The sequence below is a fragment of the Pseudoduganella plicata genome, assembly GCF_004421005.1.
Taxonomy (GTDB): domain Bacteria; phylum Pseudomonadota; class Gammaproteobacteria; order Burkholderiales; family Burkholderiaceae_D; genus Rugamonas; species Rugamonas plicata.
On record NZ_CP038026.1, the window covers coordinates 1,664,835 to 1,685,839 of the forward strand.

Sequence of the window (21,005 nt, forward strand, 5' to 3'; positions counted from 1 at the left end):
ACCGGGGACTGGCACGCGTCTCAGGGCCGTCCGCCCTGTGACAAGTGCCAGTCCCCAGGTTGATTCTCCCGGCGCCGATTGGATGGTGCCTTCTGCCGGGGACCGGCGGCTCACGCTGCATGGCGCGCCGCGAGATTCACCTTGCGGATCGCCATCAGCTTGTCGATATCGACGACGATCATCCGGCGCTCGCCCGCTTCCCCAACCCCAACAGGTAATCAGCTTCCGGCGCTCCGTCGGCCTCCAGGCTGGGGAACGGCCGGATGTCGCTGTCGGCCAGCATGACGATATCCGTCACCCCATCCGTCACCATCCCCATCACACAGGTCGACAGGCGCAGGATGATCACGTCCGTGCCGGTATCGTGCTGCGGCGCGCGCGGGCCGAAGGCGATGCGCATGTCGACGATGGGCATGATGACGCCGCGCGACACGGCCACCCCGCTGAGGATTTCGCCGTCGGCGGCGAAGCGCTCCAGCGCCTTGAGCGGCCGCAGTTCCTGCACGTTGCGGTAATCCAGTGCGTATTCCAGGCCGCCCAGGCGGAAGGTGCGATACTGCCTTGCCGGTCGTGCGGCGCTCTCGTTTCTGCGCAGGGCGGCGTGGGCCAGAACTGGTTCGGTATCGGGCATGGTGTTCCTTTCTTCCGGGAGAAGCCGCGGTCGCAAAGCAGCAGGGTCAGGCATGGGTCATCCTAGCTGTCGGCGCCGCTTACACGTTGACACAGCTCAAGTCGACCTCAGTCCGGGTCGCCCCCTTGTCGTTCGCGCGCGGCGGGCGGCCACGCCAGCGTGCCCGTGCTGCCGCTCCAGACGGGCGCACGCGTCTGCGCTTCCGCCCGCAATCGTGTCCGCACGTCCCTGGCCGGCAAGTCGTAGGCAGCGCCATGCTCCGGGTTGTACGGCATTGCGCGCATGACGGTCTCGCCGGCCAGCAGCCGTACGCGGCAGCTGGCGGCACCGGCCAGCGCATCCTTGCGCGCCTGCGCCGCGCGCGCACCCTCCTGCATCAACGCCTGCTGCGTTTGCGCCTGCCGCGCTGCAAGCGACAGCTGCGCCACTTCCTGCAGCGCCGGGCCGACCTGGAGGCGGATTTTCTGGAACGCGCGCAGCTGCTCCGGTGTCAGGACCACTTCGCGCTGGCGCACCCGCTGTGCCAGCGCCAGGTAGGCGCTGACCTCCCGGCGGCCTGTGATGACGTCGATGGCGTCCCGGTGACGCTGAGTCAGCCGCGCGTAGGACTGGCCGCGCGCAGCAAGGTCGGCGATCTCGTCATCGATCCGCGAGGTATCGGCCACCAGTGCGAACAGCATCATCTCGCCATGCTTGTGCGGCCCGGCACTCTCGATGACGATGCTGCGCGCCGCGATGGCGCAGCCGCTCGCGCTGCCGATGACTACTTCGTCCGCCATGATTTCGCAATTGATCGCAACGCCGATGCGCACACGGGTGCCGGTGATGATGCAGCTCTGGGCGCGCTGCACGGCGACCTCGCCGGCTCTCGTCTGCAGCACGGCGTTGGCCGCCACGCCCGCCACGCGGATGGCGCCGTCCGCATTGATGGCGGTGCCCCCCATCAGGTTATGGCGCAGGACGATCGTGCCGCCGCGCGAGACAATGCGGCCGAACACGTCGCCGTGAATCGTGATGTTGCCGCCTTCGACGACGCGGTTCTCCTGCACTTCGCCGAATTCCTCGTACTCGCCCGTCAGTTGCAGGTTGCCCGTCGTGCGCACGCTGACGCCCTCCCGGCTGACGATCCTGGGGCCGATGGAGATGCGGCGGCTGCGGCGGTCGACGTTGACGAAGCCCTGCACCGCGGCGACGAGGAAGTCGGTGCCGTCGAGGTGCTCGATGACGGTGCCGGTGCCGGCTACCGACGTCAGTTCCACGTCCTTCGGCACGGGCGCCTCGATGGGAATGCCGGACAGCTCGTAGCCGCGGATCCCAGGGACGGGCAGCATCTTCTTCAGAAGCCGCGTGCGTGCGCTCACCTGCGGAAAGCGGTTCTGGAAGGTGTGCAGGTCCAGCTTGCCGTTGGCGCCCTCGCGCGGTGCGTTGGATCGGTGCAGCGCTTCCGTCACTTCGACAATGGCCCCGTCCCGGCCCGGCACCGCGTCGCGCCGCCGCGCTACCAGACAGCGCCCGGGCTTGCCGTTGCCGATGGCGGCGCGCACGGCCACGGCGTCGATGCCGAAGCGGATGCCCTTCTGCCACATGTCCGCCACGAACTCGTCGAAGCGCAGCGTCTCGCCCTGGTTTGCATCCTGGGTTGCGGCGCCGGCATCCAGGAAGACGGGCTCGAAGTAATAATCGGCCTCGCCAAGGACGATCTTGACGGACTTGTACAGCGCGCGCCGCGCCAGCGCTAACGGCTCGACGGTGTCAGCGAACCGGACCGGCTCGTCCGCCTCGCCGGACGATGCGTCGTACAGCAGGTGCAGGAACAGGTCGTAGTCGAGCCCGGAAAAATACGCGCCGGAGAGGAACGTCTGGCCCACCGCGGCCTGCCGCTCGGCAGCGGTACTGGACGCACGGAAGAACACACCGTCGTCGCGCCGTTGCAGCACCGGCTCCGGCGTTGCGCCGACGGGTGCCGCTGGCGACACGCTGCTGAATGGCTGATTGCCCAAGATGCCCCCGACTTCGTTTAGATTCCATATGGAAACTATAGAAGTCCTGGCGCGACGCTGTTTAAGCCAAAACAAACAAGGACGAAACGGGACGAAGACTGCCCGCGCGATGTCCAAAAACAACGGGGCCGTTCCTGCAAACGGCCCCATGCAAAAAATTAAATACTTTCGGTTAGCGGCGCGGCGTCACGGAATACACTTCCTGTCCCGCCTCGTTGATCTGGCGCCGCAGATCGCGCCGCTCGTCCGCCGTCATCCGGCTCATGCGGCGATTCATCTCCGCATTGTTGGCGTTTTCCTGCATGATGCGGCGCTGCTCCTCGGCGCGCGCTTCGAACGAGCGCTGGTCGGCCGCGTCGCCCCAGCGGCTGTCGCGGAAATCGCGGCGGTTCTGCTGGGCTTGCTGGCTGCGGTCGTCGCGCCGCGGCGGCCCGTCGTTGGGGTTGGCCTGGGCGATGCCTGCCAGCAGGCTGACCGCGGTAGCCGCGAGCATGGCCGCAAGCAAACCGGCGGCACGCGGGCGCATCGCTGCGCCGCTCGCCCTGCTCCGATTGTTTGCCCGATCGCTCATGCTGTACCCCTCTCCTTCGGTCTTGATCATCTGCTAAACTGCACCGGATATCCGTATTGATACTGCATCCGATGGTCAAAGTGTATGCCCCTTTCCTGCCGGGGGTAAGGGGGATAGGGTAAAGAATGTAACACTTTGTAATGGGTGGTCGTCGCGACGCCCCGTCGCGCATTATGACGTTACCATAGCGACATGGTTCTGACAATTCCGACAGCCTTATGACTACCACAACCACTGACTCCGGCAACACTCCCGTTAACAGCAATGGCCACCAGGCCAAGATCATGGTAGTGGACGACGACGTCCGCCTGCGCGATCTGCTGCGCCGCTACCTGACCGAACAGGGCTTCAATGTTTTCACCGCCGAGAACGCCACGGCGATGAACAAGCTGTGGCTGCGCGAGCGCTACGACCTGCTCGTGCTGGACCTGATGCTGCCCGGCGAGGACGGGCTGTCGATCTGCCGCCGCCTGCGCGGCGCGGGGACCAGACCCCGATCATCATGCTGACCGCGAAAGGCGAGGACGTGGACCGCATCGTCGGCCTTGAAATGGGGGCGGACGATTACCTGCCCAAACCATTCAATCCGCGCGAGCTGGTGGCCCGTATCGGCGCAGTGCTGCGCCGCAAGGCGCCGGACGAGATTCCGGGCGCGCCTTCGGAAACCCCGCAGACGTTCGAGTTCGGCCAGTTCGTGCTGGACCTGGGCACCCGCACGCTGAAGAAGAATGGCGAAACGGTGCCGCTGACCACCGGCGAATTTTCCGTGCTGAAAGTGTTTGCCCGTCATGCGCGCCAGCCGCTGTCGCGCGAGAAGCTGATGGAGCTGGCGCGCGGGCGCGAATACGAAGTGTTCGACCGCAGCCTGGACGTGCAGATCTCGCGCCTGCGCAAGCTGATCGAACCGGACCCGTCGAGCCCCCTCTACATCCAGACCGTCTGGGGCCTGGGCTATGTGTTCATCCCGGAGGGACAGCCGCGCTGATCCCCGCATGAAGCGACCTTCCCTGAGCCGTCTGAGGAACGGCCTCAAAAGCGGGCTGTTCTGGCGTACCTTCCTGCTGCTCGGTGTATTGACCACGCTGTCCATGGCATCATGGATCGGCATGATCAGCTTCGTCCAGCGCGGGCCGCAGGCCCAGCAGCTGGCCGCCCAGGTCATCTCCGTGGTGACGATCACGCGCGCCGCGCTGACCCACTCCGCCCCGGAGTTGCGTACCGAGCTGCTGTTCGAGCTCGTCTCGAACGAAGGCATCCGTGTGTTCCTGCTCGAGGACGATGACGAAGTCGATCCGCCGCCGGACAACGGCCTGATGCCGGACATCGAAAAACTCGTCAAGGCCAAGCTGGGCGCGGACACGCGATTTTCCTCGCGCGTCAACGGCATGCGCGGCTTCTGGGTCAGCTTCCGCATCGACGACGACTCGTACTGGCTGATGCTGGAACGCGAACGCATCACCCGGCTGACCAGCATCCAGTGGCTGGGCTGGGCCGGCGTCGTCTCGCTCGTCTCGCTGGTCGGCGCCGCGCTGCTGTCCAGCCTGATCAATGCGCCGCTGCGCCGGCTGACGGTGGCCACCCGCGCCATCGCGCAAGGCCGCCGTCCCGATCCGCTGCCGGAAAAAGGGCCGAAGGAGATCCGGCTGGCCAACCGCAGCTTCAACCAGATGGTCGAGGACCTGCAGCAGGTGGAATCGGACCGCGCCGTCATCCTGGCCGGCATCTCGCACGACCTGCGCACGCCGCTCACGCGGATGCAGCTGGAAGTGGAGATGGCCGACCTGTCGCGCGAGGCGCGCGAAGGCATCCAGTCCGACATCGCGCAGATGGACGCGATCATCGCCCAGTTCCTCGACTACGCCAAGCCGACCGAATCGTCGTCGTTCGTCAACGTCGATGTCAGCGCGATGCTGGCGGAAGTGGCGCACGAAGTGGGCCGCCTGCCCGACGTGCGCGTGGTGACCGACATCGCGCCGGACGCCCGCGCGCTGGGCAATGCCACCGACCTGAAACGAGTCATCCACAACCTGATCGAGAACGCGCGCCGCTACGGCAAAACGCCGGGTACGGACATGGCCGAGATCGCCATCCGCTGCACCACGCGCGGCATGCACGCGGCAAAGAAGGTCGTCATCGACGTGCAGGACCACGGCGTCGGCGTGCCGGCCGAACGCATCGGCGAGCTGCTCAAGCCATTCACGCGGCTGGACACGGCACGCGGCCAGGCCAACGGCGCCGGGCTGGGTCTGGCCATCGTCGAGCGCGTGCTGCAGCGCCACCATGCCGAGTTCCAGCTGAGTAACCGGGACGGCGGCGGGCTGGTCATCCATATCGAGCTGGACGCACTGTAGTTTGGGGCGGCGCCGCGGCGCCTGTCCCGAGTTGCCGCATCCGGCGTCCGTCGCGTTCGCGCCGACGCTGTCGCCAGAATATTTTTTTTTCGCTTGTCGATCTGGCTTTTTCCCGTTCGTCGTCGATCATGAGAGCAGCGCTCTTGCAGTCCAACCACGACATAGGAGATGATCATGAACGACGCCATGCACGACGGCAATAAAATCCCCCCGGTGACCGGCATCCTGACCCCGCATCTGGTCTGCAACGACGCCAGCGCCGCCATCGCGTTCTACCAGAAGGCGTTCGGCGCCGTGGAGCAGGTGCGCATGCCCGCGCAGGACGGCAGCGGCAAGCTGATGCACGCCATGATCCGGATCGGCGACGCCAGCCTCATGCTGGCCGACGAGTTCCCCGAATGGGGCAGCGTGGGGCCGCTGACGTTGAAGGGAACGCCTGTCACCTTGCACCTGAACGTGCCGGATGTCGACAGCGCCTTCCAGCGCGCGCTCGATGCGGGCGCCACGACCAAGATGCCGGTCACCGACATGTTCTGGGGCGACCGCTACGGCGTGCTGACCGATCCGTTCGGGCACGACTGGTCGATGGCGACGCACCTGCGCGACGTGACCGTCGAGGAAGCCATTGAAGCGTCGAAACAGCAGATGTGCGGCGAAGCCGCTGTCGCGCAGTAAGGGGGCCGCGATGCGCTTCATGATCATCGTCAAGGCCAGCGCCGATTCCGAGGCCGGCAGGATGCCGTCCACCGAACTCTTGAGCGCCATGGGCAAGTACAACGAGGAACTCGTCAACGCCGGCGTGCTGCTGGCCGGCGAAGGGCTGCACCCCAGTGCCCGCGGCGCGCGCGTACGCTTTCATGGCGGCGGCCGCACTGTCGTCGACGGCCCCTTCGCCGGGACGAAGGAGCTGATTGCGGGGTTCTGGCTGATTCAGGTAAAGTCGATGGACGAAGCCGTCGAGTGGGTCAAGCGGGCCCCGATGCCCGATGGCGACGAGATCGAAATCCGCCAGGTCTTCGAGGCCGAGGATTTCGGTGCCGAACTGACGCCGGCACTGCGCGAGCAGGAGGAACGCCTGCGCGCGCAGACAGCTGCCGCCTGACATTTTCACGGGGGAGACGGGATGCAATTCATGGTGATACGGCGAGCCGACAGCGGCTCGGAAACGCCCGGCTTCCCGCCGGTCCAGCTGACCGGCGCGGTTCCTGCCGGCCGCTGGCTGCGGCCCAGCGCCAGCGGCGTGCGGCTGCGTTGTACCGGCGGCCAGTGGTCGATCCACGACGGGCCCTTCCCCGCCGACGAAACGATAGCGGGCTTCGCGCTGATCGACGTGCCGACACGGGAAGCCGCGCTGCAATGGGCGCGCGCATGGCCCGGTGCGGACGGTGAAGGCCATGTCGAGCTGGAGGTACGCGAGACGGGCTGCTCGGGCGGCTGCCACAATGTCGACACGGGCGAAGCTCCGCGGTTGACGCCGTATATGGTTCTGCTGAGGTCCGACGCCACGACGGAGCTGGACGTGATCCCGCCTCCGGAAATCATCGACAACATGAACCGGCATAACGCCGCGGGCGTGCGCGCCGGGACGGTGCTCGCAGGCGCCGGATTGCAACCCACGTCCAAAGGCGCGCGCGTGCGCTTCAAAGGCGGCCGCGCCACCGTCGTCGACGGCCCGTTCACGGAGATCAAGGAACTGATCGCCGGCTTCTGGCTGATCCAGACAGCCACGCGGCAGGAAGCGTATGACTGGATCATGACGTATCCGTTCCCCACGCTGCCCGACGTGACCGTGGAGCTGCGCGAAGTGGCCTTGCCCGCGCGGGCATGACCGCAAGCGCCGTACAACGCACGGTCGAAGCGGTCTGGCGCATCGAATCGGCGCGCATCATCGCGGTATTGACGCGGATGCTGCGCGACGTCGGCCTGGCCGAGGAGATGGCCCAGGAAGCGCTTGTCAGCGCGCTGGAGACGTGGCCGGTCCGCGGCACGCCGGACAACCCGGCCGCCTGGCTGATGACGGCGGCAAAGCACCGCGCGCTCGACTGGCTGCGCCATCGTAAGCTGGAACGGGAGCGCGAGCCGGCGCTGACCTGCGAAATCGAAGGGCTGTTGCAGGACGCGGCGCCGGACCTGGAGCGGGCCGTCGAGGACAAGATCGGCGACGACCTGCTGCGCCTCGTCTTCATCGCCTGCCATCCTGTCCTGCCGACGGAAGGCAGGGTCGCGCTGACCTTGCGCCTGCTGGGCGGCCTGACGACCGAGGAAATCGCCCGCGCCTTCCTCGTTCCCGAGCCCACGGTGGCCCAGCGCATCGTGCGCGCCAAGCGCACGTTGGCGGAGGCGCGCGTGCCGTTCGAGGTGCCGTCGGGCCACGAGCTGGTGCAGCGGCTGGAATCGGTGCTGCAGGTGATCTACCTGATCTACAACGAGGGCTATGCCGCCAGCGCGGGGGCGGACTGGATGCGGCCCGCGTTGTGCGACGAGGCGCTGAGGCTGGGCCGCATCCTGGCGGGCCTGGCGCCGCGCGAACCGGAGGTACACGGTCTGGTGGCGCTGATGGAAATCCAGTCGTCGCGCGCCCGCGCCCGCACGGACGCGAAAGGTGTCCCCGTGCTGCTGCTGGAACAGGACCGCTCGCGCTGGGACCAGCTGTTGATCCGCCGGGGTCTGGCCGCGCTGGCGCGTGCCGACGAGCTGTGCCGCGACCACGGCCGCACCCTGGGGCCGTACGCGCTGCAGGCAGCCATCGCCGCCTGCCACGCGCGCGCCCGCAAGGCCGAGGACACGGACTGGCACCGCATCGCCGCGCTGTACGACGCGCTGGCGCAGATCGCGCCGTCGCCCGTCATTGAACTGAACCGGGCTGTCGCCGTCGCCATGGCATTCGGCCCCGCCGCAGGCCTGGAAATCGCCGACGCCCTGCGGGACGAGCCGGCGCTGCGCCACTACCATCTGCTGCCGAGCGTACGGGGCGATTTGCTGGCCAAGCTGGGCCGGCTCGACGAAGCCCGAGCCGAATTCGCGCGTGCCGCCACGCTGACGCAGAACGAGCGCGAACAGGCCCTGCTGCTGGGGCGCGCAGCCGCTTGCCTGGAAGGCGTCGCCGCCCTGCGCCGCTGACCGTTACGGGCCCTGCCGCCAACGCGCGCCGGGATTTCACCGCGATTTCACCCCGTGTGCGTCATGCTGGCGCATTCTTCACCAGCGCGGGACCCATCTTGAAATACCTGATCCGATTCCTTTGTTTGCTGCTGGCGGCGGCGCCGTCGCTGGCAGGCGCCGATCCGGCACCGCACATCGCCGCGCTGCTGCAGGCACAGGGCCTTGCCGGTGCCGTCTGGAGCACGCCCGGCGGGGTCGGCGCCGCCGGCCTGAGCGCCGTGCGGCGTGGTGCGCGGATGCGAACCGACCAGCGCGTGCACGTCGGTTCTGTGGCCAAGACGGTGCTGGCGACGGGCATCCTGCGCCTGGTCAGCGAGCGGCGGCTGACGCTGGACACGCCGGTCGCCGCCTTGCTGCCCGGCATGGCATTCGACAATCCGTGGGCGGACCGCGACCCGGTACGCGTGCGCCACCTGATCGACCACACGGCGGGGCTGGACGATGTGCGCTTCTGGCACGTCTTCACGCTGCAAGCCGGCCCGGACGTGCCGCTGGCCGCCGCCTTCCCCGCTGGCCACGGCCTGCTGCGCGTGCGCAGCAAACCCGGCATGCGCTTTTCGTATTCAAACCTCGGCTATACGCTGCTCGGCATGGTCATCGAAACGGTCACGCGGCAGCGCTACGAGCGCTACCTGGATACGGCACTGCTCGCACCGCTCGGCATGCATGACAGCACGTTCGCCTTCGTCACGCAGGCCCGGGATGCCCGGCTCGCGATGGGGCATTTCGAGCGCGGCGCGCCGCATCCCGCCGTGCCGTCCTTTGTGCGCCCGGCCGGCCAGTTCACGACGACGGCAGCCGACATGGGGCGCTTCGCACAGTTCCTGATGAGCGACGGCCGCATCGACGGCCGGCCATTCATCGATGCCGCGCTGCTGCGCCGGATGGGCGAGCCGACGACGACGGAGGCCAGGCACGCCGGGCTGGCTGTGGGTTATGGCCTGGGCCTGCGCCGGATCGATCGCCACGGTGTCGTGGCGCTGTGCCATGCCGGCAACGGCATCGGCTTTCGCGCCAACCTGTGCCTGCTCCCGGCCACTCGGCAGGCAGTCTTCGTTGCGGTGAACATGGACAGCGAGACGGCCGACTACCAGCGGCTGGACGAGCTTTTGCTGCGCGAGCTGGCGGCGGCAGCCCCTGCGCCGAGTTGCACCGCCATGGGCGGCAGTCCGGCGCCGGGCGCGTGGGCAGGCATCTATGTTCCAGCGCCGAACCGGTTCCACAGCCTGCGTTTGCTCGATACGCTGCTCGACGCAGTGCACGTGTCCGGCAGCGGCCCGTTGCTGCGCCTGCGTTCGCCGCAGGCCGCCACGCTCGAACTGCGCCATGCCGGCGGCGCGCTGTGGCAGGCGCCCGGCAAGCTGCTGCCATCGCACGTGTTGCTGCGCTCGACCGGGGGCCGCAGGGTGCTCGGCACGGGAACGCAAAGCTGGGAGCAGGTGTCATTGCCGTACTGGCTGGCCCTGTGGTGCAGCGTGGTCGCCGGGTTGACCGGACTTCTCTACGTGCTTGCCGCAACGGCCGGGCGCGCGTGGCGCCGCCAACTGTCGTTCGCCACGCCGCTCCTGGCGCCGTGCGCCGGCGTGCTGGCCCTGCTGCTGCCGCTGCCACTGTTGCTGCGCCAGTCGTTGCTGCAACTGGGCGACATGACGGCGGCAACGATCCTGCTGGCGCCGGTCACGGCAGCCCTGCCGGTCACCGTGCTGGCCGGGCTGGCCATGGCATGGCGGACGGGAGGCAGCACCCGGGCGGAAGTGGCGGCGATGATTGCCGTGCTGCAAGTCAGCGCACTGCTGGCCGCCTGGGGCCTGCTGCCGTTGCGGCTGTGGGTCTAGCACGCGCAGAGGCTAAGGTTGCTGCAGCGTCCCTTCTTTGCGCGTGCGCGAATAGCGCGGCAAGCCGTCGGCCAGCGCCAGCCAGCGCAGATGACTCTGCATGAAAGTATGATCGCCGGGCGGAATGGCCTCCGGATCGTTCAGGCTGGCCGTGGTGATGTCGAGTTCATCGGGCCAGCGTTCGTCTTCAAAGGTCAGCTGCGTGCCGCAATCGCCGCAGAACCGGCGCGTGATGCCGGGACTGGAGCCAAAGCTGGCCGGTCGTCCGGCAACGAAGCGGAACTCCGAGCTGCGCACGGAGAACCAGGCGACGGCCGGGGCCCCGGTCGCGCGGCGGCACATCGTGCAATGGCACAGCGTGCTGTTGAAAGGCGTGCCAGTCACGGTATAGCGCACGCTCCCGCAGAAACATCCGCCCTGGACCATGCGCCCTCCCCGTTCAGTGTTCCAGCAACTTGGTCAGCAGCAGCTCGGTGGAGCCGTAGCCATACAGCGAATCGCTTTCCAGCCCTTCCGTTTCGTACGGGACAGACACCTCGCGTTCCGGCTTGGCCGGATCGTCCGCATAGGTGGCCTGCCACGCCCGCTTGAGCGTGTCGGAGCGGCGGATAAAGACCGGCACGGGCCAGTCGTTGCGGTCGAAGCGCTCGGCATCGCCCAGCACGGGCCAGCGTCCGTTGGCCAGCGCCATATCGCCGGTACGGATGGCCTTCAGCGCGTCCGTTGCTTTCAGTTGCCGGACTTCGGCCAGCGTCGGCATCGTCGGGCGCTTCGGCCCGAACAGGTAAGCGAGCATGATCTTGCCTTGCGGCGACATGCGGGCAACGAGGCCCGCCGCGAAACCGCCGTCGATCAGCGGTACGGCAAACCAGCTTCCTTCATGATAAGGCTGTAACTTCATATATCCCTTTTTGGTGAGGGGCCGACCAGCGGCGCGTGACACCGGCGCTCGACCGCCTCTCAACGTGCGTTATTCGTGTGTTCGCACTTGGTTTACTACCTTCGCAGCCTGTCGGCCTTGCCGACAATTCATTGACGTTACTCTAGGCCCTCATCGTAACGGTAATGCGCGGCAATCGGGCCTGCCTTGAACAGCGCGCCGCGGAGCTCCTTGTCCAGCTTCGCGTCGCGCCGGCGCGCCCATTCCAGCAGCATCGCCACGTGCTTGCGCGCCGTGTCGCGCTGGCTGCCCAGCACCAGGCGCAGCTCGGGATCGGTGCTGGCCTCGGCACGCTGGTTCAACGTGTCCAGCTCGCCCAGCTTCTCGATCAGCGCGGTCAGGCCGCGGTGCATGTCCAGCACCTGGGCATTCAGACTGTCGCGCGGTTCGACGGTGTGTTCCTGCGTCATTGCGTTCTCCGATCGTTCATCCCTTCAGATACGCGCATTGTCGGCCCTCCGCACACTTTCCTCAAGTGTAACGGTACGACCGTATGCATGGCGCACGAATTTGCGGCACGAAGTTGGTACCCGATTGTGTTAAGCTTCGCGCTCGCTAGGGGTCCTGGAAAGAATTTTCCGGGTGAGACATACCCTTCGTACCTGATCTGGATAATGCCAGCGAAGGAAAGCGCAAAGTCGTGTTCATCCCTCCTCTTTGAGTGCTCCGTCGTTGGCCCGACCAACCCGAAGAGCACACAATGTACAAGACCAATATCGCTTTTTCCGCCGCCGCGCTCGCGATTGCGCAGGCGTTTCCGACCGTTGCAATGGCCCAGGCCGACGGCCCCGTCGCCGCAGTCGTCATCACGGGCGCGCGCACGGGTACCGAGCACGCATCGGTCGCCGGCTTTTCCGACGCGCCGCTGCTGCAGACACCCGCCTCCGTCGGTGTCATCACGAGCGAGCAGATGCGCACGCTGAACATCCGCTCCACCACCGACGCCAGCCGCTACGACGCCAGCATCGGCGACGCTTACAACGCCGTCGGCTATGCCGAGCAGTTCTCCATCCGCGGCTTCAAGCTGGACAACGCGCGCAGCTACCGCAAGGACGGCCTGGCCATTTCCGGCGACACCCAGATCCCGCTGGAAAACAAGGAAAGCATCGAAGTGCTGAAGGGCCTGGCGGGACTGCAGGCCGGCGTTGCGGCGCCCGGCGGCATCGTCAATTACGTCACCAAGCGCCCGACCAACGAGACGCTGCGCTCGGTGCTGTTCGAAGTGAGCGAACGGGGCACCGTGCTGGGCACCGTCGACCTGGGCGGCCGCCTTGCCGACCGCCGCTTCGGCTACCGCGTCAACGTGGCAGGCGAGCGCCTGCGTTCGTATATCGAAGGCGCCGACGGCCACCGCAACTTCATCTCCGGCGCCTTCGACTGGCAGATCACGCCCGACGCGCTGCTGCAGATCGACGCCGACTACCAGAAGAAATCGCAGGTCTCCGCGCCCGGCTTCCAGCTGATCGGCGGTGTGGCGCTGCCGCACGTGGCGGCCGACACGATGCTCAACAACCAGCCGTGGAGCTACCCGGTCGAGACGGAGACCAGCAATATCGGCATCCGCTTCCAGTACCGCTTCAACCCGGACTGGCAGGCCATCGTCAGCGCCAACCGGCATGACTTCAAGCGCGACGACTACACCGCGTTCCCGCTGTATTGCGGCGACGTCGCCGGCTTCTGTACCAACGGCGACTACGACGTGTACGACTACCGCAGCCTGGGGGAGAAAAAGAAGCCGCTGGCCGCGCAGGCGCTGCTGCAGGGCCGCTTTGCCACGGGCGCGCTGCGCCACGAGCTGACGCTTGGGCTGTCGTACTTCCAGAACAAGGAAAGCTGGGGCGATTATCTGTATGACCCGGTCGGCACCAGCAATATCTGGCACCCGGTCGTGCTGCCGGCGGCCGGCGGTAGCAGCGGTCCCGTTTCGGAGCGCCGTGTCGACCGCGAAAGCTCCGCCTTCGTGCAGGACATCGTCGGCTTGAGCGACACCGTGAAGCTGCATGCTGGCGCGCGCTACACGAAGGTGCGCCGCTCGCAGGTCGATGCCGCGCTGCCGACGAATGCCGGCTTCTGGCTGCCCAACGTGGCGCTGGTTTACAGCCCGCTGGACAACGTGTCGGGCTACGTGTCGTATGCGCAGGGCCTTGAGCATGGCGGCATCGCGCCAATCAAGGCACGGAACCACGACCTGGCGCTGGACCCGGGCAAGTCGAAACAGGTGGAGCTGGGCATCAAGGCGCAGGTGCGAGGCATCAGCCTGGCCGCTGCGCTGTTCCAGATCGAGAAGGGCCTTGAGTACCTGGACCCCGCGTCCGGCTATTACGTGCGCAACGGCGAAGCACGCCACCGGGGGCTGGAAATGAGCGCGCAGGGCAAGGCCACTCGCGACCTGACCGTCGGCGCCTCGCTGGCCGCGCTGCACACGGAGCAGCAGGGCACGGGCCAGAGCTATGACGGCAAGCGCGTGACGAACGTGCCGGCATTGCGCTCCACCGTGTTCGCCGAATACGCGCTGCCGCAAGTGGCGGGCCTGAAGGTCAACGGCGACTGGCAGTTCGTCGGCAGGAAGGCGTTCGATGCGGACAACGCGGTGATGGTGCCGAAGTACCACGTCGTCAACCTGGGCGCGTCGTATGCGACGAAGGTGGGCGGCATGCCGCTGGTACTGCGCGCGCAGGTGCGCAATGCGCTGAACCGCTTCTACTGGCGCGACGTCACGCCGGACCTGGGCGGCTACCTGTTCCCCGGCGCCGAGCGGACGTACCGCGTCTCGGCACAGCTGGACTTCTGACGGTTCGGCCTTTCGTAACCTTGCACAGCGGGGCTTCTAAAGCCCCAGCACCGCCTCCACCTGGCGCAGCCGCTGCGCCAGCGGTCCGTGGATGCGCACGTGCGGGATCGCGCGCGCCGCCAGTGCCTCCGCCAGGATGGCATTGACGGCCGCGCTCTGGTCTTCCGGCTCGCGCTGGAGTCCGTCCGGCTGCCACGGGATGTCCGGTGCGCAGACCAGCGTCACATCATACCGGCGGCTGTCCGCCAGCAGCGCCAGCCCCGGATCAACGCGGCCGAAATAATGGCGGCTGTAGACGGCGGTCATCAGCGGCGTCGTATCACAAAACAGATAGCGCCCGGCCTGCCCCGCCGCGAGATCCTCGCGGGCCGCCTGCGTCCGGGCGATGTGCAGCTGGTCTTCCTCGGCGGGTACGCATCCGCGGGTTTCGACGAACTCGCGCAGGTATTCAGGCACCCAGACCGACCCGTAGCGCTGCGCCAGCGCCTGCGCCAGCGTCGTCTTGCCGGACGATGCGCTGCCCACGATGGCCACGCGGATGACATCCGGCCTCATTTGAGCACCATCGCCGCGCTGGCGGCGGCATCCTGCTCCATCGAGCGGCGCCACGCCCGCAGGCCCACGGCCGCCATGAACACGAACATCCCGTACAGCACCGCCGTCAGCATGAGGCCCTTGTGGATGTACAGCGCCACGTACAGCACGTCCACGATGATCCAGACGTGCCAGTTCTCCAGCCGCTTGCGCGACAGCAGCACCTGGCCCACCAGGCTGCCGGCCGTCAGGAAGCCGTCCGCAAAGGGCACGTCGGTATCGGTCAGCGCGTGCAGTCCCCACGCCAGCGCGCCAAAGGCGGCCAGCCACGCGGCCGCGGCCCAGCCCCTGCCGCGCCACGTCAGTTCCGTGACGGGAAGACGCTCGTGCGTGTCATCGCCATGCAGCCACTGGTACCAGCCCCACACGGACACGGAGATGAACACAACCTGCAGTCCCATGTCGCCATACAGCTTCGAATTGAAAAAGACGACGCCGTACATGGCCGAGGACAAGATGGCAAACAGCCACGCCCAGTGGTTCTGGCGGATGTTGAGCCACACCGTCATGACGGACAGGGCAAAGGACAGCAGCTCGAGCGGGGTGGTGGCAAGGCCGAAAAGGGTCAGTGATTCGTTCATGGCAGCGCTTAGGAGGACGCGGGATTATGCCATGGCCTCCGCGCCCGCAGCCGGTCGGCGGGTCGCAGCCCGGTTGCATCCGACTTGCATCGTTCTACCGGGCGCCACGCGCGGCGCGGCTCGGCTACACTGTCGCCCCTTATTGTCCCCTGCCGCAGGAGAGCGCGATGTCCTTCGACCTGGACCGTTTTATCACCGCCCAGGCACCTGTCTACGGCCAGGTGCTGCGCGAGCTGTGCGACGGTCACAAGACCAGACACTGGATGTGGTTCATCTTCCCGCAGCTGCGCGGGCTGGGCCGCTCCGACACGAGCCGCCTGTACGGCATCGAATCGCTGGCCGAAGCGCGCGCCTACCTGGCCGACGACGTGCTGGGCAACCGCCTGTGCGAATGCACGGAGCTGGTCAACGGCCATGCGGGCCAGCGCATCGAGGCGATCCTGGGCAGCGTCGACGCACTGAAATTCCGCTCGTCGATGACGCTGTTCTACCGCGCCACGCACGACAATGCCCTGTTCCGCACGGCGCTCAACACCTTCTTCGGCGGCAAGCCGGATGAGTCGACCCTGGAGTTGTTGCGGGCCGAGGCTGCGCTGATGCGCGGCTGAACACCGGGGCAGGCACCTGCTGCCGTTCTTGCGCAAAAGCGGGACGAAGGCTGGGCAGTAATCCGGCTGCCCTGCGCTACAATGACAGCGATGCCACCACGGAGAACCGGACCATGAAGACGTTGTTTGCTGTCGTTGTAACGCTCGGCCTGGCCGGCTGCGGCCATTATTATGCGGCCCACGATCCGCAGGCATGCGACCGCATGCCGGACTGGAACGACCGCAAGGCCTGCAAGGACAAGATGGAAACCGAGCGGACGGAATGGGAAAAAGGCCGGGACAAGCGCAAGGACTGAGCCGCGCACCGCTTCACTCTGCCGTCACAATCGATCGCTAAGGTGTGAGACTCGCCATCAGATGGAGTTTCGCATGTCTCACCCCGATGATTTCAAGGCGCGTCGCCGCCAGGTGGTCCTGGCCGGCGCGCTGGCCTCCACCGGCTTGCTGGCCGCCTGCGGCAGCGACAACGATGCCGACCCGGTCGCCCCCAGCCCTGCCCCGCCAGCCATACCTCCCGCTCCACCTTCTCCCGCACCCGCCACGATTTCCAGCTTCGGCCTGGTCGTGCTGCCCGATACCCAGTTCTATTCGCGCTATGCCACCGCGGAGACGGGCAACCAGTTCGCCAAGCGGTACGGCAGCACGCCCTACGCGGCGCAAACGCAGTGGATCGCCGATAATGCGGCGGCGTTCAGGATCCCCTTCGTCATCCACGTGGGCGACATCGTCGACCAGGTAAGGAAGCCGCAGCAATGGGAAGTGGCCGACAAGGCGATGAAGATCCTGGAAGACAAGGCCGTGCCCTACTCCGTCCTGGCGGGCAATCACGACGTGCTGACCGACGTCGGCTACGAAACCGACCGCGTGGGCGGCACGGACGCCACGCGCGACCTGGCGGCCGAACCTTACCTCAAATGGTTCGGCACCGAACGGGCGCGCAAGCAGGCCACGTTCGGCGGCCGCGATCCCAGCGGCTTCCATGAATATCACGTGTTCCAGGCCGAGGGCCAGCGCTTCCTCGTGCTGTCGCTGTCCTGGCGCGCGTCGGACGCCGGTATCGCGTGGGCGCGCGAAGTCCTGCGCGCCAATCCGACCTTGCCCGCGATTCTCGTCAATCACCAGCTGATCGCCATCGCCAACGACGGCGTGCAGCCGCTCGAAGTGGACTACGGCCTGATGCTGTGGGAAAAGCTGATCCGCGACCAGGACCAGATCTTTATGACGGTGAACGGCCACCACCACGGCGCCGCGCGGCTGACGAAGACGAACGACTTCGGCAATGCCGTGGAAGAGATGGTGGTGGACTACCAGATGGCCTACCAGGGCGGCAACGGCCTGCTGCGCTTCTACGAATTCGACCTCACCAGCAACGAGATCCGGGCGCTGTCGTTCTCGCCGTGGGTGAAGCAGAAGCCGAAAGACACGCTCAACGAGTTCGACCAGATCATGCTGAAGGACGCGAACAACGAGTTCACCGTCAAGATGGATTTCGCCAGGCGGTTCGCCCGCTTCGCGCCCGGGTTCAAGGCCGGTGCCGCGACGGGCACGTCGGTCAGCGCGGCCGTAACAGCGCAGATCATGGCCGGCTTCACGGGTACCCCGGCGGTCGCATCGCGCCCTGCCGCCAATGCCGAGGACTATCCGAAGGTGTCGAACACGGTGGCCCACTGGCGCTTCACGGGCGGCGCCGCCGGGACGGCTGTCCCGGACCGCGCCGTCATCGCCGACGTGACCGGCAATGGCAACGCGCTGACCCGCGCGGCGCTGAACGCGCCAGCTGGCAACACGGCGCAGCTGGCGGACCTGCAGTGGACTGCCGACCGCCACCGCCTGTCGTCCGCACCCGGCAGCATCGCCTTTCGCAACGCGGCGGGCAAGCGGCTCAGCTATTTCCTGACCGATGCATCGGCGGCGATGAACCGTGAAACGTTCAACACTGGCTACACGGTGGAAGCCTTCGTCAAGCTCGATAAATCCTGGACGGCAGCCAGCAACGCCTGGATGAACGTCATGACGCGGGCCGGCCGGCGCGGCAACCTGAAGGACTGGGACGACGGGCTGCCGGAATCGCCGCCACTGCAGTTCGCCATTTCGAACCTGCGCGAACTGCAGTGGGAGGTGGTGCCGCAGCTGCCCGCGCCGCCGTCGGCGCGCACCAACTGGTCCGGCGAAATCCTGCTCGACACGTGGCTGCACGTGGCCATCGTCAACGATCCGGCCACGCGGGAGACGACCATGTACGTCGAGGGCGCGCCGGTGCTGCGCAATGCCATCGACGCCGTCGGCCTGGCTTCGCTGAACCTGCCGTGGACGATCGGTGCGGGCTACTGGGACGGCGGCGCGCCGGAGAGCGGCTTTCTGGGCGCCATCGGCGAGATCCGCATCGTTGCGAAGCCGCTGGCGCCGGCACAGTGGCTGACGGCGCGCGCTTCCTGAGCGGTCCAGTTGCATGGTCGATACAGGTCAGGACGACCTGTGACACAACAATCTGTCCGCCTGGCGCAGTATCTCCATAGTGCAGCGTCGATCCCGTCGCCACGGACCGCGCGGCGCACATGGAGAACGCCATGAAGAAGCATGTTCCGGACCGGCAGCGCACCTTTGCGCTGCCGGCCTCCTGAACGAGTCTGCGCCGTCGCCCCGATGGCGGCGTTGCCGCGACCGCCCGAGCCGGATCCATCGCAGGCGACGTCATGCCGGTCAACGTCAGGACCGGCAGGTGCCTGACGATTGCCGCCGGCACCGGCACGGCCGGCAATGTCGAAGCGGTGCGGTACAACTGCGACGCTGACCCGCCGCGGCACTGGACGACCCGCCTCAGACTGCAAGGGCGACGGCCCCTTCAAACGGTGTTGAGCGTCACGGTAAACACCGACCCCGCGCCCGGCCCGTCGCTGCGCACGGCCACCTCGCCGCCGTGCATCGTGACGATATGCTTGACCAGTGCCAGCCCGATCCCCAGTCCGCCCTGGGCCCGGTCCGGCGAGCGCTCGGCCTGCGTGAACAAGTCGAACACGTGCGGCAGCAGTCCCGCGTCGAGACCGATGCCGTTGTCGCGCACGTCGATCGTCACCGTGGACGAGCCACGCGACAACGTCAGCGCGATGGCGCCGCCGCGCGGCGTGTACTTGGCAGCGTTGTTCAGCAGATTGACGAGAACCTGCACCAGCCGGTGCGAGTCGCCAACGACGCGTGCCCCCGCGGCCGTGCCGTGCACGGCGAACGCATGGTCGCGTGCTTCGATCATGGGCCGCGACTGTTCCACGGCGCCGGCCACGATGTCCATCACGTCGACGACCGCGGTCTCCAGCTGGATCAGCCCGCGCGTGACGCGCGCCACGTCGAGCAGGTCATCCACCAGTGATGTCATATGGCGGACCTGCCGGCCGATCACGTCGCTGGCGCGGCGCACGCGCTCGACGTCGGCGCCGCCCACCTTGAGCATATCGGCCGCCGACGAAATCGGCGCCAGCGGATTGCGCAGCTCGTGCGCCAGCATCGCCAGGAATTCGTCCTTGCGCCGGTCCTGCTCCTGCAGCGACGTGTACAGGCGGGCGTTCTCGAAGCCGTTGGCGGCGATCGACGCCAGCTGAACGAGGATCGCTTCGTCCTCCGCCGTGAACTCGCCGGCCAGCTTGTCCGACGCCTGAATCAGACCGATGTTGTTGCCATTGCGGTCGATCAGCGGCACCGCCAGCCAGCCGCGCATGGGGGGTGCCGGTGCGCGGCGCTGCCGAAGCCCTTCCAGGCCGGATGCGCAATCAGCTCTTCCTGCGTCAGCCGCATGGCCTGGTTGGTGCGGCAAACCTCGGCGTAGATGCCGCTGCCGTCGGTGTCGACATTGAAACCGCGATAATGCTCGTACTTGTCCGACAGCGAGACCGCATTGATCGCCTGCAGCCAGCCCTCGTCCTTCGTCAGCGAGACCACGGCCTGATGAACTTCCAGGATCTCGCGCACCTCTACTACCAGTACCTTCGCGATCTGTTCGCCAGACAGTGCCGTGTGGAGGATGCGCGACGCCTGCGCGACCCGCGCCAGCAGGGCAGAATTGCGCCGCTCGCGATCCAGACGCTGCGCCAGCTCGGACTGCGCCACAACCGTTTCGTGAATATCCGTGTTGGCACCGATCCACTCGCGAATGGCGCCGTGCGCGTCGGCGATGGGCAGCCCCTTGACGGCCATCCAGCGGTACACACCGTCCACGCGACGCAGGCGGTAGCGGGTTTCAAAGACCGTACGCGTTGCCACGCAGGCCTTCCACAGCACAGCTGTCGGCTCGCGGTCGTCCGGATGGACCGCGTCGAGCCAGCCGAACTCGCGCCACTCCTCGTAGGACTGTCCGGTAAATGCGCGCCAGGATGGCGAATCCTCGAGCACGCGCCCATCGGGCGTGTTGGTCCAGACGATCTGCGACGTGGCCATCACGAGGGAGCGGAAGCGTTCCTCGCGCACCCGCAATGCCGTCTCGGCGGCCACGCGTTCCGTAATGTCCTCATGCATCAGCATCACTTCCAGGATATTACCGTCGCCATCCTTGATCGGATGGGCGCGCGCCGTGACCCAGCGTGCCGGTCCCTCGCCGCCCAGCGCCGCGACGTCGTAACGCACGGCCGGAATGGTGACGGACTCGCCCGCGAAGGCACGTTCGAGATAGGGCGTGATCCCGCCCGCCAGCAATTGCGGGTCCGTCAGCACGTTGTACGCGTCGCTGAACACGTGTGCCATCAGCCCAGACCCGGCGCGAATGTGCCACAGGTTTTCCCACGCCTGATTGACGCGCAGGGTGCGCCCGTCCGGCGCCAGGATCTGAATGCTGACTGGCGCCTGCTCGAACAGCGCGCCGAAACGAACTTCGGGGGTGGCGCGCTGTGCGGGGTGGGAGGACGTCGAGACGGGATCGGGCATCAAAGCGGCACTGGAAAATAATCTGAACCAGTG

The 21,005-nt window shown here is 67.0% G+C and carries 20 protein-coding genes, 1 pseudogene and 1 riboswitch; of the genes and pseudogenes, 11 read left to right on the top strand and 10 right to left on the bottom strand.

Annotation, left to right across the window (positions count from 1 at the left end; all coding sequences use genetic code 11):
• Window positions 1–178 precede the first annotated feature (178 nt).
• The 3 genes from E1742_RS07285 to E1742_RS07295 all read right to left on the bottom strand — a co-directional run bounded on the left by E1742_RS07285 (window position 179) and on the right by E1742_RS07295 (window position 3,124).
• The gene (locus E1742_RS07285; RefSeq protein WP_307721912.1) at window positions 179–631 is read right to left on the bottom strand and encodes a chemotaxis protein CheW; all 453 of its coding nucleotides are present in this window, start codon (window positions 629–631) and stop codon (window positions 179–181) included.
• Between the two features lie 107 nt (window positions 632–738).
• On the bottom strand, window positions 739–2,631 hold the full coding sequence (locus E1742_RS07290; RefSeq protein WP_229466607.1) for a flagellar assembly protein A: 1,893 nt from the start codon (window positions 2,629–2,631) through the stop codon (window positions 739–741).
• Window positions 2,632–2,803: 172 nt separating this feature from the next.
• Window positions 2,804–3,124 (bottom strand): hypothetical protein, encoded by a 321-nt coding sequence (locus E1742_RS07295; RefSeq protein ID WP_229466609.1) that lies wholly within the window; start codon window positions 3,122–3,124, stop codon window positions 2,804–2,806.
• A 362-nt stretch (window positions 3,125–3,486) separates the two neighbouring features.
• Between E1742_RS07295 and ompR the strand changes: the two are divergent.
• From ompR to E1742_RS07330, 7 genes and pseudogenes are all read left to right on the top strand, one after another.
• Window positions 3,487–4,187: pseudogene (gene ompR / locus E1742_RS07300) on the top strand (osmolarity response regulator transcription factor OmpR).
• A gap of 7 nt (window positions 4,188–4,194) precedes the next feature.
• On the top strand, window positions 4,195–5,553 hold the full coding sequence (locus tag E1742_RS07305; RefSeq protein WP_229466611.1) for an ATP-binding protein: 1,359 nt from the start codon (window positions 4,195–4,197) through the stop codon (window positions 5,551–5,553).
• Between the two features lie 174 nt (window positions 5,554–5,727).
• Window positions 5,728–6,228, top strand: a complete 501-nt coding sequence (locus tag E1742_RS07310) for a VOC family protein (RefSeq protein WP_229466613.1) — start codon at window positions 5,728–5,730, stop codon at window positions 6,226–6,228.
• A gap of 10 nt (window positions 6,229–6,238) precedes the next feature.
• The gene (locus E1742_RS07315; RefSeq protein ID WP_134384232.1) at window positions 6,239–6,655 is read left to right on the top strand and encodes a YciI family protein; all 417 of its coding nucleotides are present in this window, start codon (window positions 6,239–6,241) and stop codon (window positions 6,653–6,655) included.
• 21 nt (window positions 6,656–6,676) lie between these two features.
• Window positions 6,677–7,381, top strand: a complete 705-nt coding sequence (locus tag E1742_RS07320; protein ID WP_134384233.1) for a YciI family protein — start codon at window positions 6,677–6,679, stop codon at window positions 7,379–7,381.
• Window positions 7,378–8,673, top strand: coding sequence for an RNA polymerase sigma factor (locus E1742_RS07325; protein ID WP_134384235.1), 1,296 nt, complete (start codon window positions 7,378–7,380; stop codon window positions 8,671–8,673). The genes E1742_RS07320 and E1742_RS07325 overlap by 4 nt, the downstream gene beginning before the upstream one ends.
• A 98-nt stretch (window positions 8,674–8,771) precedes the next feature.
• On the top strand, window positions 8,772–10,550 hold the full coding sequence (locus E1742_RS07330; RefSeq protein WP_166793441.1) for a serine hydrolase domain-containing protein: 1,779 nt from the start codon (window positions 8,772–8,774) through the stop codon (window positions 10,548–10,550).
• 12 nt (window positions 10,551–10,562) lie between these two features.
• Here E1742_RS07330 and E1742_RS07335 read toward each other — a convergent pair whose 3' ends face one another.
• The 3 genes from E1742_RS07335 to E1742_RS07345 form a co-directional block, all read right to left on the bottom strand.
• Window positions 10,563–10,976: a GFA family protein gene (locus tag E1742_RS07335; RefSeq protein ID WP_134384239.1), complete on the bottom strand. Its 414-nt coding sequence runs from the start codon at window positions 10,974–10,976 to the stop codon at window positions 10,563–10,565.
• A gap of 13 nt (window positions 10,977–10,989) precedes the next feature.
• Window positions 10,990–11,451, bottom strand: a complete 462-nt coding sequence (locus E1742_RS07340; protein ID WP_134384241.1) for an Imm26 family immunity protein — start codon at window positions 11,449–11,451, stop codon at window positions 10,990–10,992.
• Between the two features lie 137 nt (window positions 11,452–11,588).
• A complete protein-coding gene (locus tag E1742_RS07345) occupies window positions 11,589–11,900 on the bottom strand; it encodes a ferritin family protein (protein WP_134384243.1) in 312 nt (103 codons plus the stop codon).
• Between the two features lie 137 nt (window positions 11,901–12,037).
• Window positions 12,038–12,136: riboswitch (TPP riboswitch) on the top strand.
• Between the two features lie 54 nt (window positions 12,137–12,190).
• Here E1742_RS07345 and E1742_RS07350 point away from each other — a divergent pair.
• Entirely contained in the window at window positions 12,191–14,281 is a 2,091-nt protein-coding gene (locus E1742_RS07350; protein ID WP_134384245.1) for a TonB-dependent siderophore receptor, read from the top strand.
• Window positions 14,282–14,317: 36 nt separating this feature from the next.
• Here the strand turns inward: E1742_RS07350 and E1742_RS07355 are convergent, their stop codons facing one another.
• Complete coding sequence (locus E1742_RS07355) at window positions 14,318–14,836, bottom strand: AAA family ATPase (RefSeq protein WP_134384246.1); 519 nt, start codon at window positions 14,834–14,836, stop codon at window positions 14,318–14,320.
• Window positions 14,833–15,456, bottom strand: a complete 624-nt coding sequence (gene pnuC, locus E1742_RS07360) for a nicotinamide riboside transporter PnuC (RefSeq protein WP_134384248.1) — start codon at window positions 15,454–15,456, stop codon at window positions 14,833–14,835. The genes E1742_RS07355 and pnuC overlap by 4 nt, the downstream gene beginning before the upstream one ends.
• 167 nt (window positions 15,457–15,623) lie before the next feature.
• Here pnuC and E1742_RS07365 point away from each other — a divergent pair, with 167 nt between their 5' ends.
• The 3 genes from E1742_RS07365 to E1742_RS07375 all read left to right on the top strand — a co-directional run bounded on the left by E1742_RS07365 (window position 15,624) and on the right by E1742_RS07375 (window position 18,500).
• A complete protein-coding gene (locus E1742_RS07365) occupies window positions 15,624–16,064 on the top strand; it encodes a DUF1810 domain-containing protein (protein ID WP_134384250.1) in 441 nt (146 codons plus the stop codon).
• 113 nt (window positions 16,065–16,177) lie between these two features.
• Window positions 16,178–16,360, top strand: coding sequence for a hypothetical protein (locus E1742_RS07370; RefSeq protein ID WP_134384252.1), 183 nt, complete (start codon window positions 16,178–16,180; stop codon window positions 16,358–16,360).
• Between the two features lie 73 nt (window positions 16,361–16,433).
• Window positions 16,434–18,500, top strand: a complete 2,067-nt coding sequence (locus tag E1742_RS07375; RefSeq protein ID WP_229466617.1) for a LamG-like jellyroll fold domain-containing protein — start codon at window positions 16,434–16,436, stop codon at window positions 18,498–18,500.
• A 406-nt stretch (window positions 18,501–18,906) separates the two neighbouring features.
• Here the strand turns inward: E1742_RS07375 and E1742_RS07380 are convergent, their stop codons facing one another.
• A complete protein-coding gene (locus tag E1742_RS07380; protein ID WP_134384256.1) occupies window positions 18,907–19,773 on the bottom strand; it encodes a GAF domain-containing sensor histidine kinase in 867 nt (288 codons plus the stop codon).
• Window positions 19,746–20,972: a PAS domain-containing protein gene (locus tag E1742_RS07385; protein ID WP_166793442.1), complete on the bottom strand. Its 1,227-nt coding sequence runs from the start codon at window positions 20,970–20,972 to the stop codon at window positions 19,746–19,748. The genes E1742_RS07380 and E1742_RS07385 overlap by 28 nt, the downstream gene beginning before the upstream one ends.
• Window positions 20,973–21,005 lie beyond the last annotated feature (33 nt).

What these genes read in the sequence shown, in the direction of transcription:
- pnuC (WP_134384248.1), bottom strand. Translation starts at nt 15,456, where the DNA reads ATGAACGAATCACTGACCCTTTTCGGCCTTGCCACCACCCCGCTCGAG.
- E1742_RS07285 (WP_307721912.1), bottom strand. Translation starts at nt 631, where the DNA reads ATGCCCGATACCGAACCAGTTCTGGCCCACGCCGCCCTGCGCAGAAAC.
- E1742_RS07310 (WP_229466613.1), top strand. Translation starts at nt 5,728, where the DNA reads ATGAACGACGCCATGCACGACGGCAATAAAATCCCCCCGGTGACCGGC.
- E1742_RS07315 (WP_134384232.1), top strand. Translation starts at nt 6,239, where the DNA reads ATGCGCTTCATGATCATCGTCAAGGCCAGCGCCGATTCCGAGGCCGGC.
- E1742_RS07350 (WP_134384245.1), top strand. Translation starts at nt 12,191, where the DNA reads ATGTACAAGACCAATATCGCTTTTTCCGCCGCCGCGCTCGCGATTGCG.
- E1742_RS07325 (WP_134384235.1), top strand. Translation starts at nt 7,378, where the DNA reads ATGACCGCAAGCGCCGTACAACGCACGGTCGAAGCGGTCTGGCGCATC.
- E1742_RS07320 (WP_134384233.1), top strand. Translation starts at nt 6,677, where the DNA reads ATGCAATTCATGGTGATACGGCGAGCCGACAGCGGCTCGGAAACGCCC.
- E1742_RS07385 (WP_166793442.1), bottom strand. Translation starts at nt 20,972, where the DNA reads ATGCCCGATCCCGTCTCGACGTCCTCCCACCCCGCACAGCGCGCCACC.
- E1742_RS07375 (WP_229466617.1), top strand. Translation starts at nt 16,434, where the DNA reads ATGTCTCACCCCGATGATTTCAAGGCGCGTCGCCGCCAGGTGGTCCTG.
- E1742_RS07335 (WP_134384239.1), bottom strand. Translation starts at nt 10,976, where the DNA reads ATGGTCCAGGGCGGATGTTTCTGCGGGAGCGTGCGCTATACCGTGACT.
- E1742_RS07295 (WP_229466609.1), bottom strand. Translation starts at nt 3,124, where the DNA reads ATGCTCGCGGCTACCGCGGTCAGCCTGCTGGCAGGCATCGCCCAGGCC.
- E1742_RS07340 (WP_134384241.1), bottom strand. Translation starts at nt 11,451, where the DNA reads ATGAAGTTACAGCCTTATCATGAAGGAAGCTGGTTTGCCGTACCGCTG.
- E1742_RS07370 (WP_134384252.1), top strand. Translation starts at nt 16,178, where the DNA reads ATGAAGACGTTGTTTGCTGTCGTTGTAACGCTCGGCCTGGCCGGCTGC.
- E1742_RS07305 (WP_229466611.1), top strand. Translation starts at nt 4,195, where the DNA reads ATGAAGCGACCTTCCCTGAGCCGTCTGAGGAACGGCCTCAAAAGCGGG.
- E1742_RS07345 (WP_134384243.1), bottom strand. Translation starts at nt 11,900, where the DNA reads ATGACGCAGGAACACACCGTCGAACCGCGCGACAGTCTGAATGCCCAG.
- E1742_RS07355 (WP_134384246.1), bottom strand. Translation starts at nt 14,836, where the DNA reads ATGAGGCCGGATGTCATCCGCGTGGCCATCGTGGGCAGCGCATCGTCC.
- E1742_RS07365 (WP_134384250.1), top strand. Translation starts at nt 15,624, where the DNA reads ATGTCCTTCGACCTGGACCGTTTTATCACCGCCCAGGCACCTGTCTAC.
- E1742_RS07380 (WP_134384256.1), bottom strand. Translation starts at nt 19,773, where the DNA reads ATGCGCGGCTGGCTGGCGGTGCCGCTGATCGACCGCAATGGCAACAAC.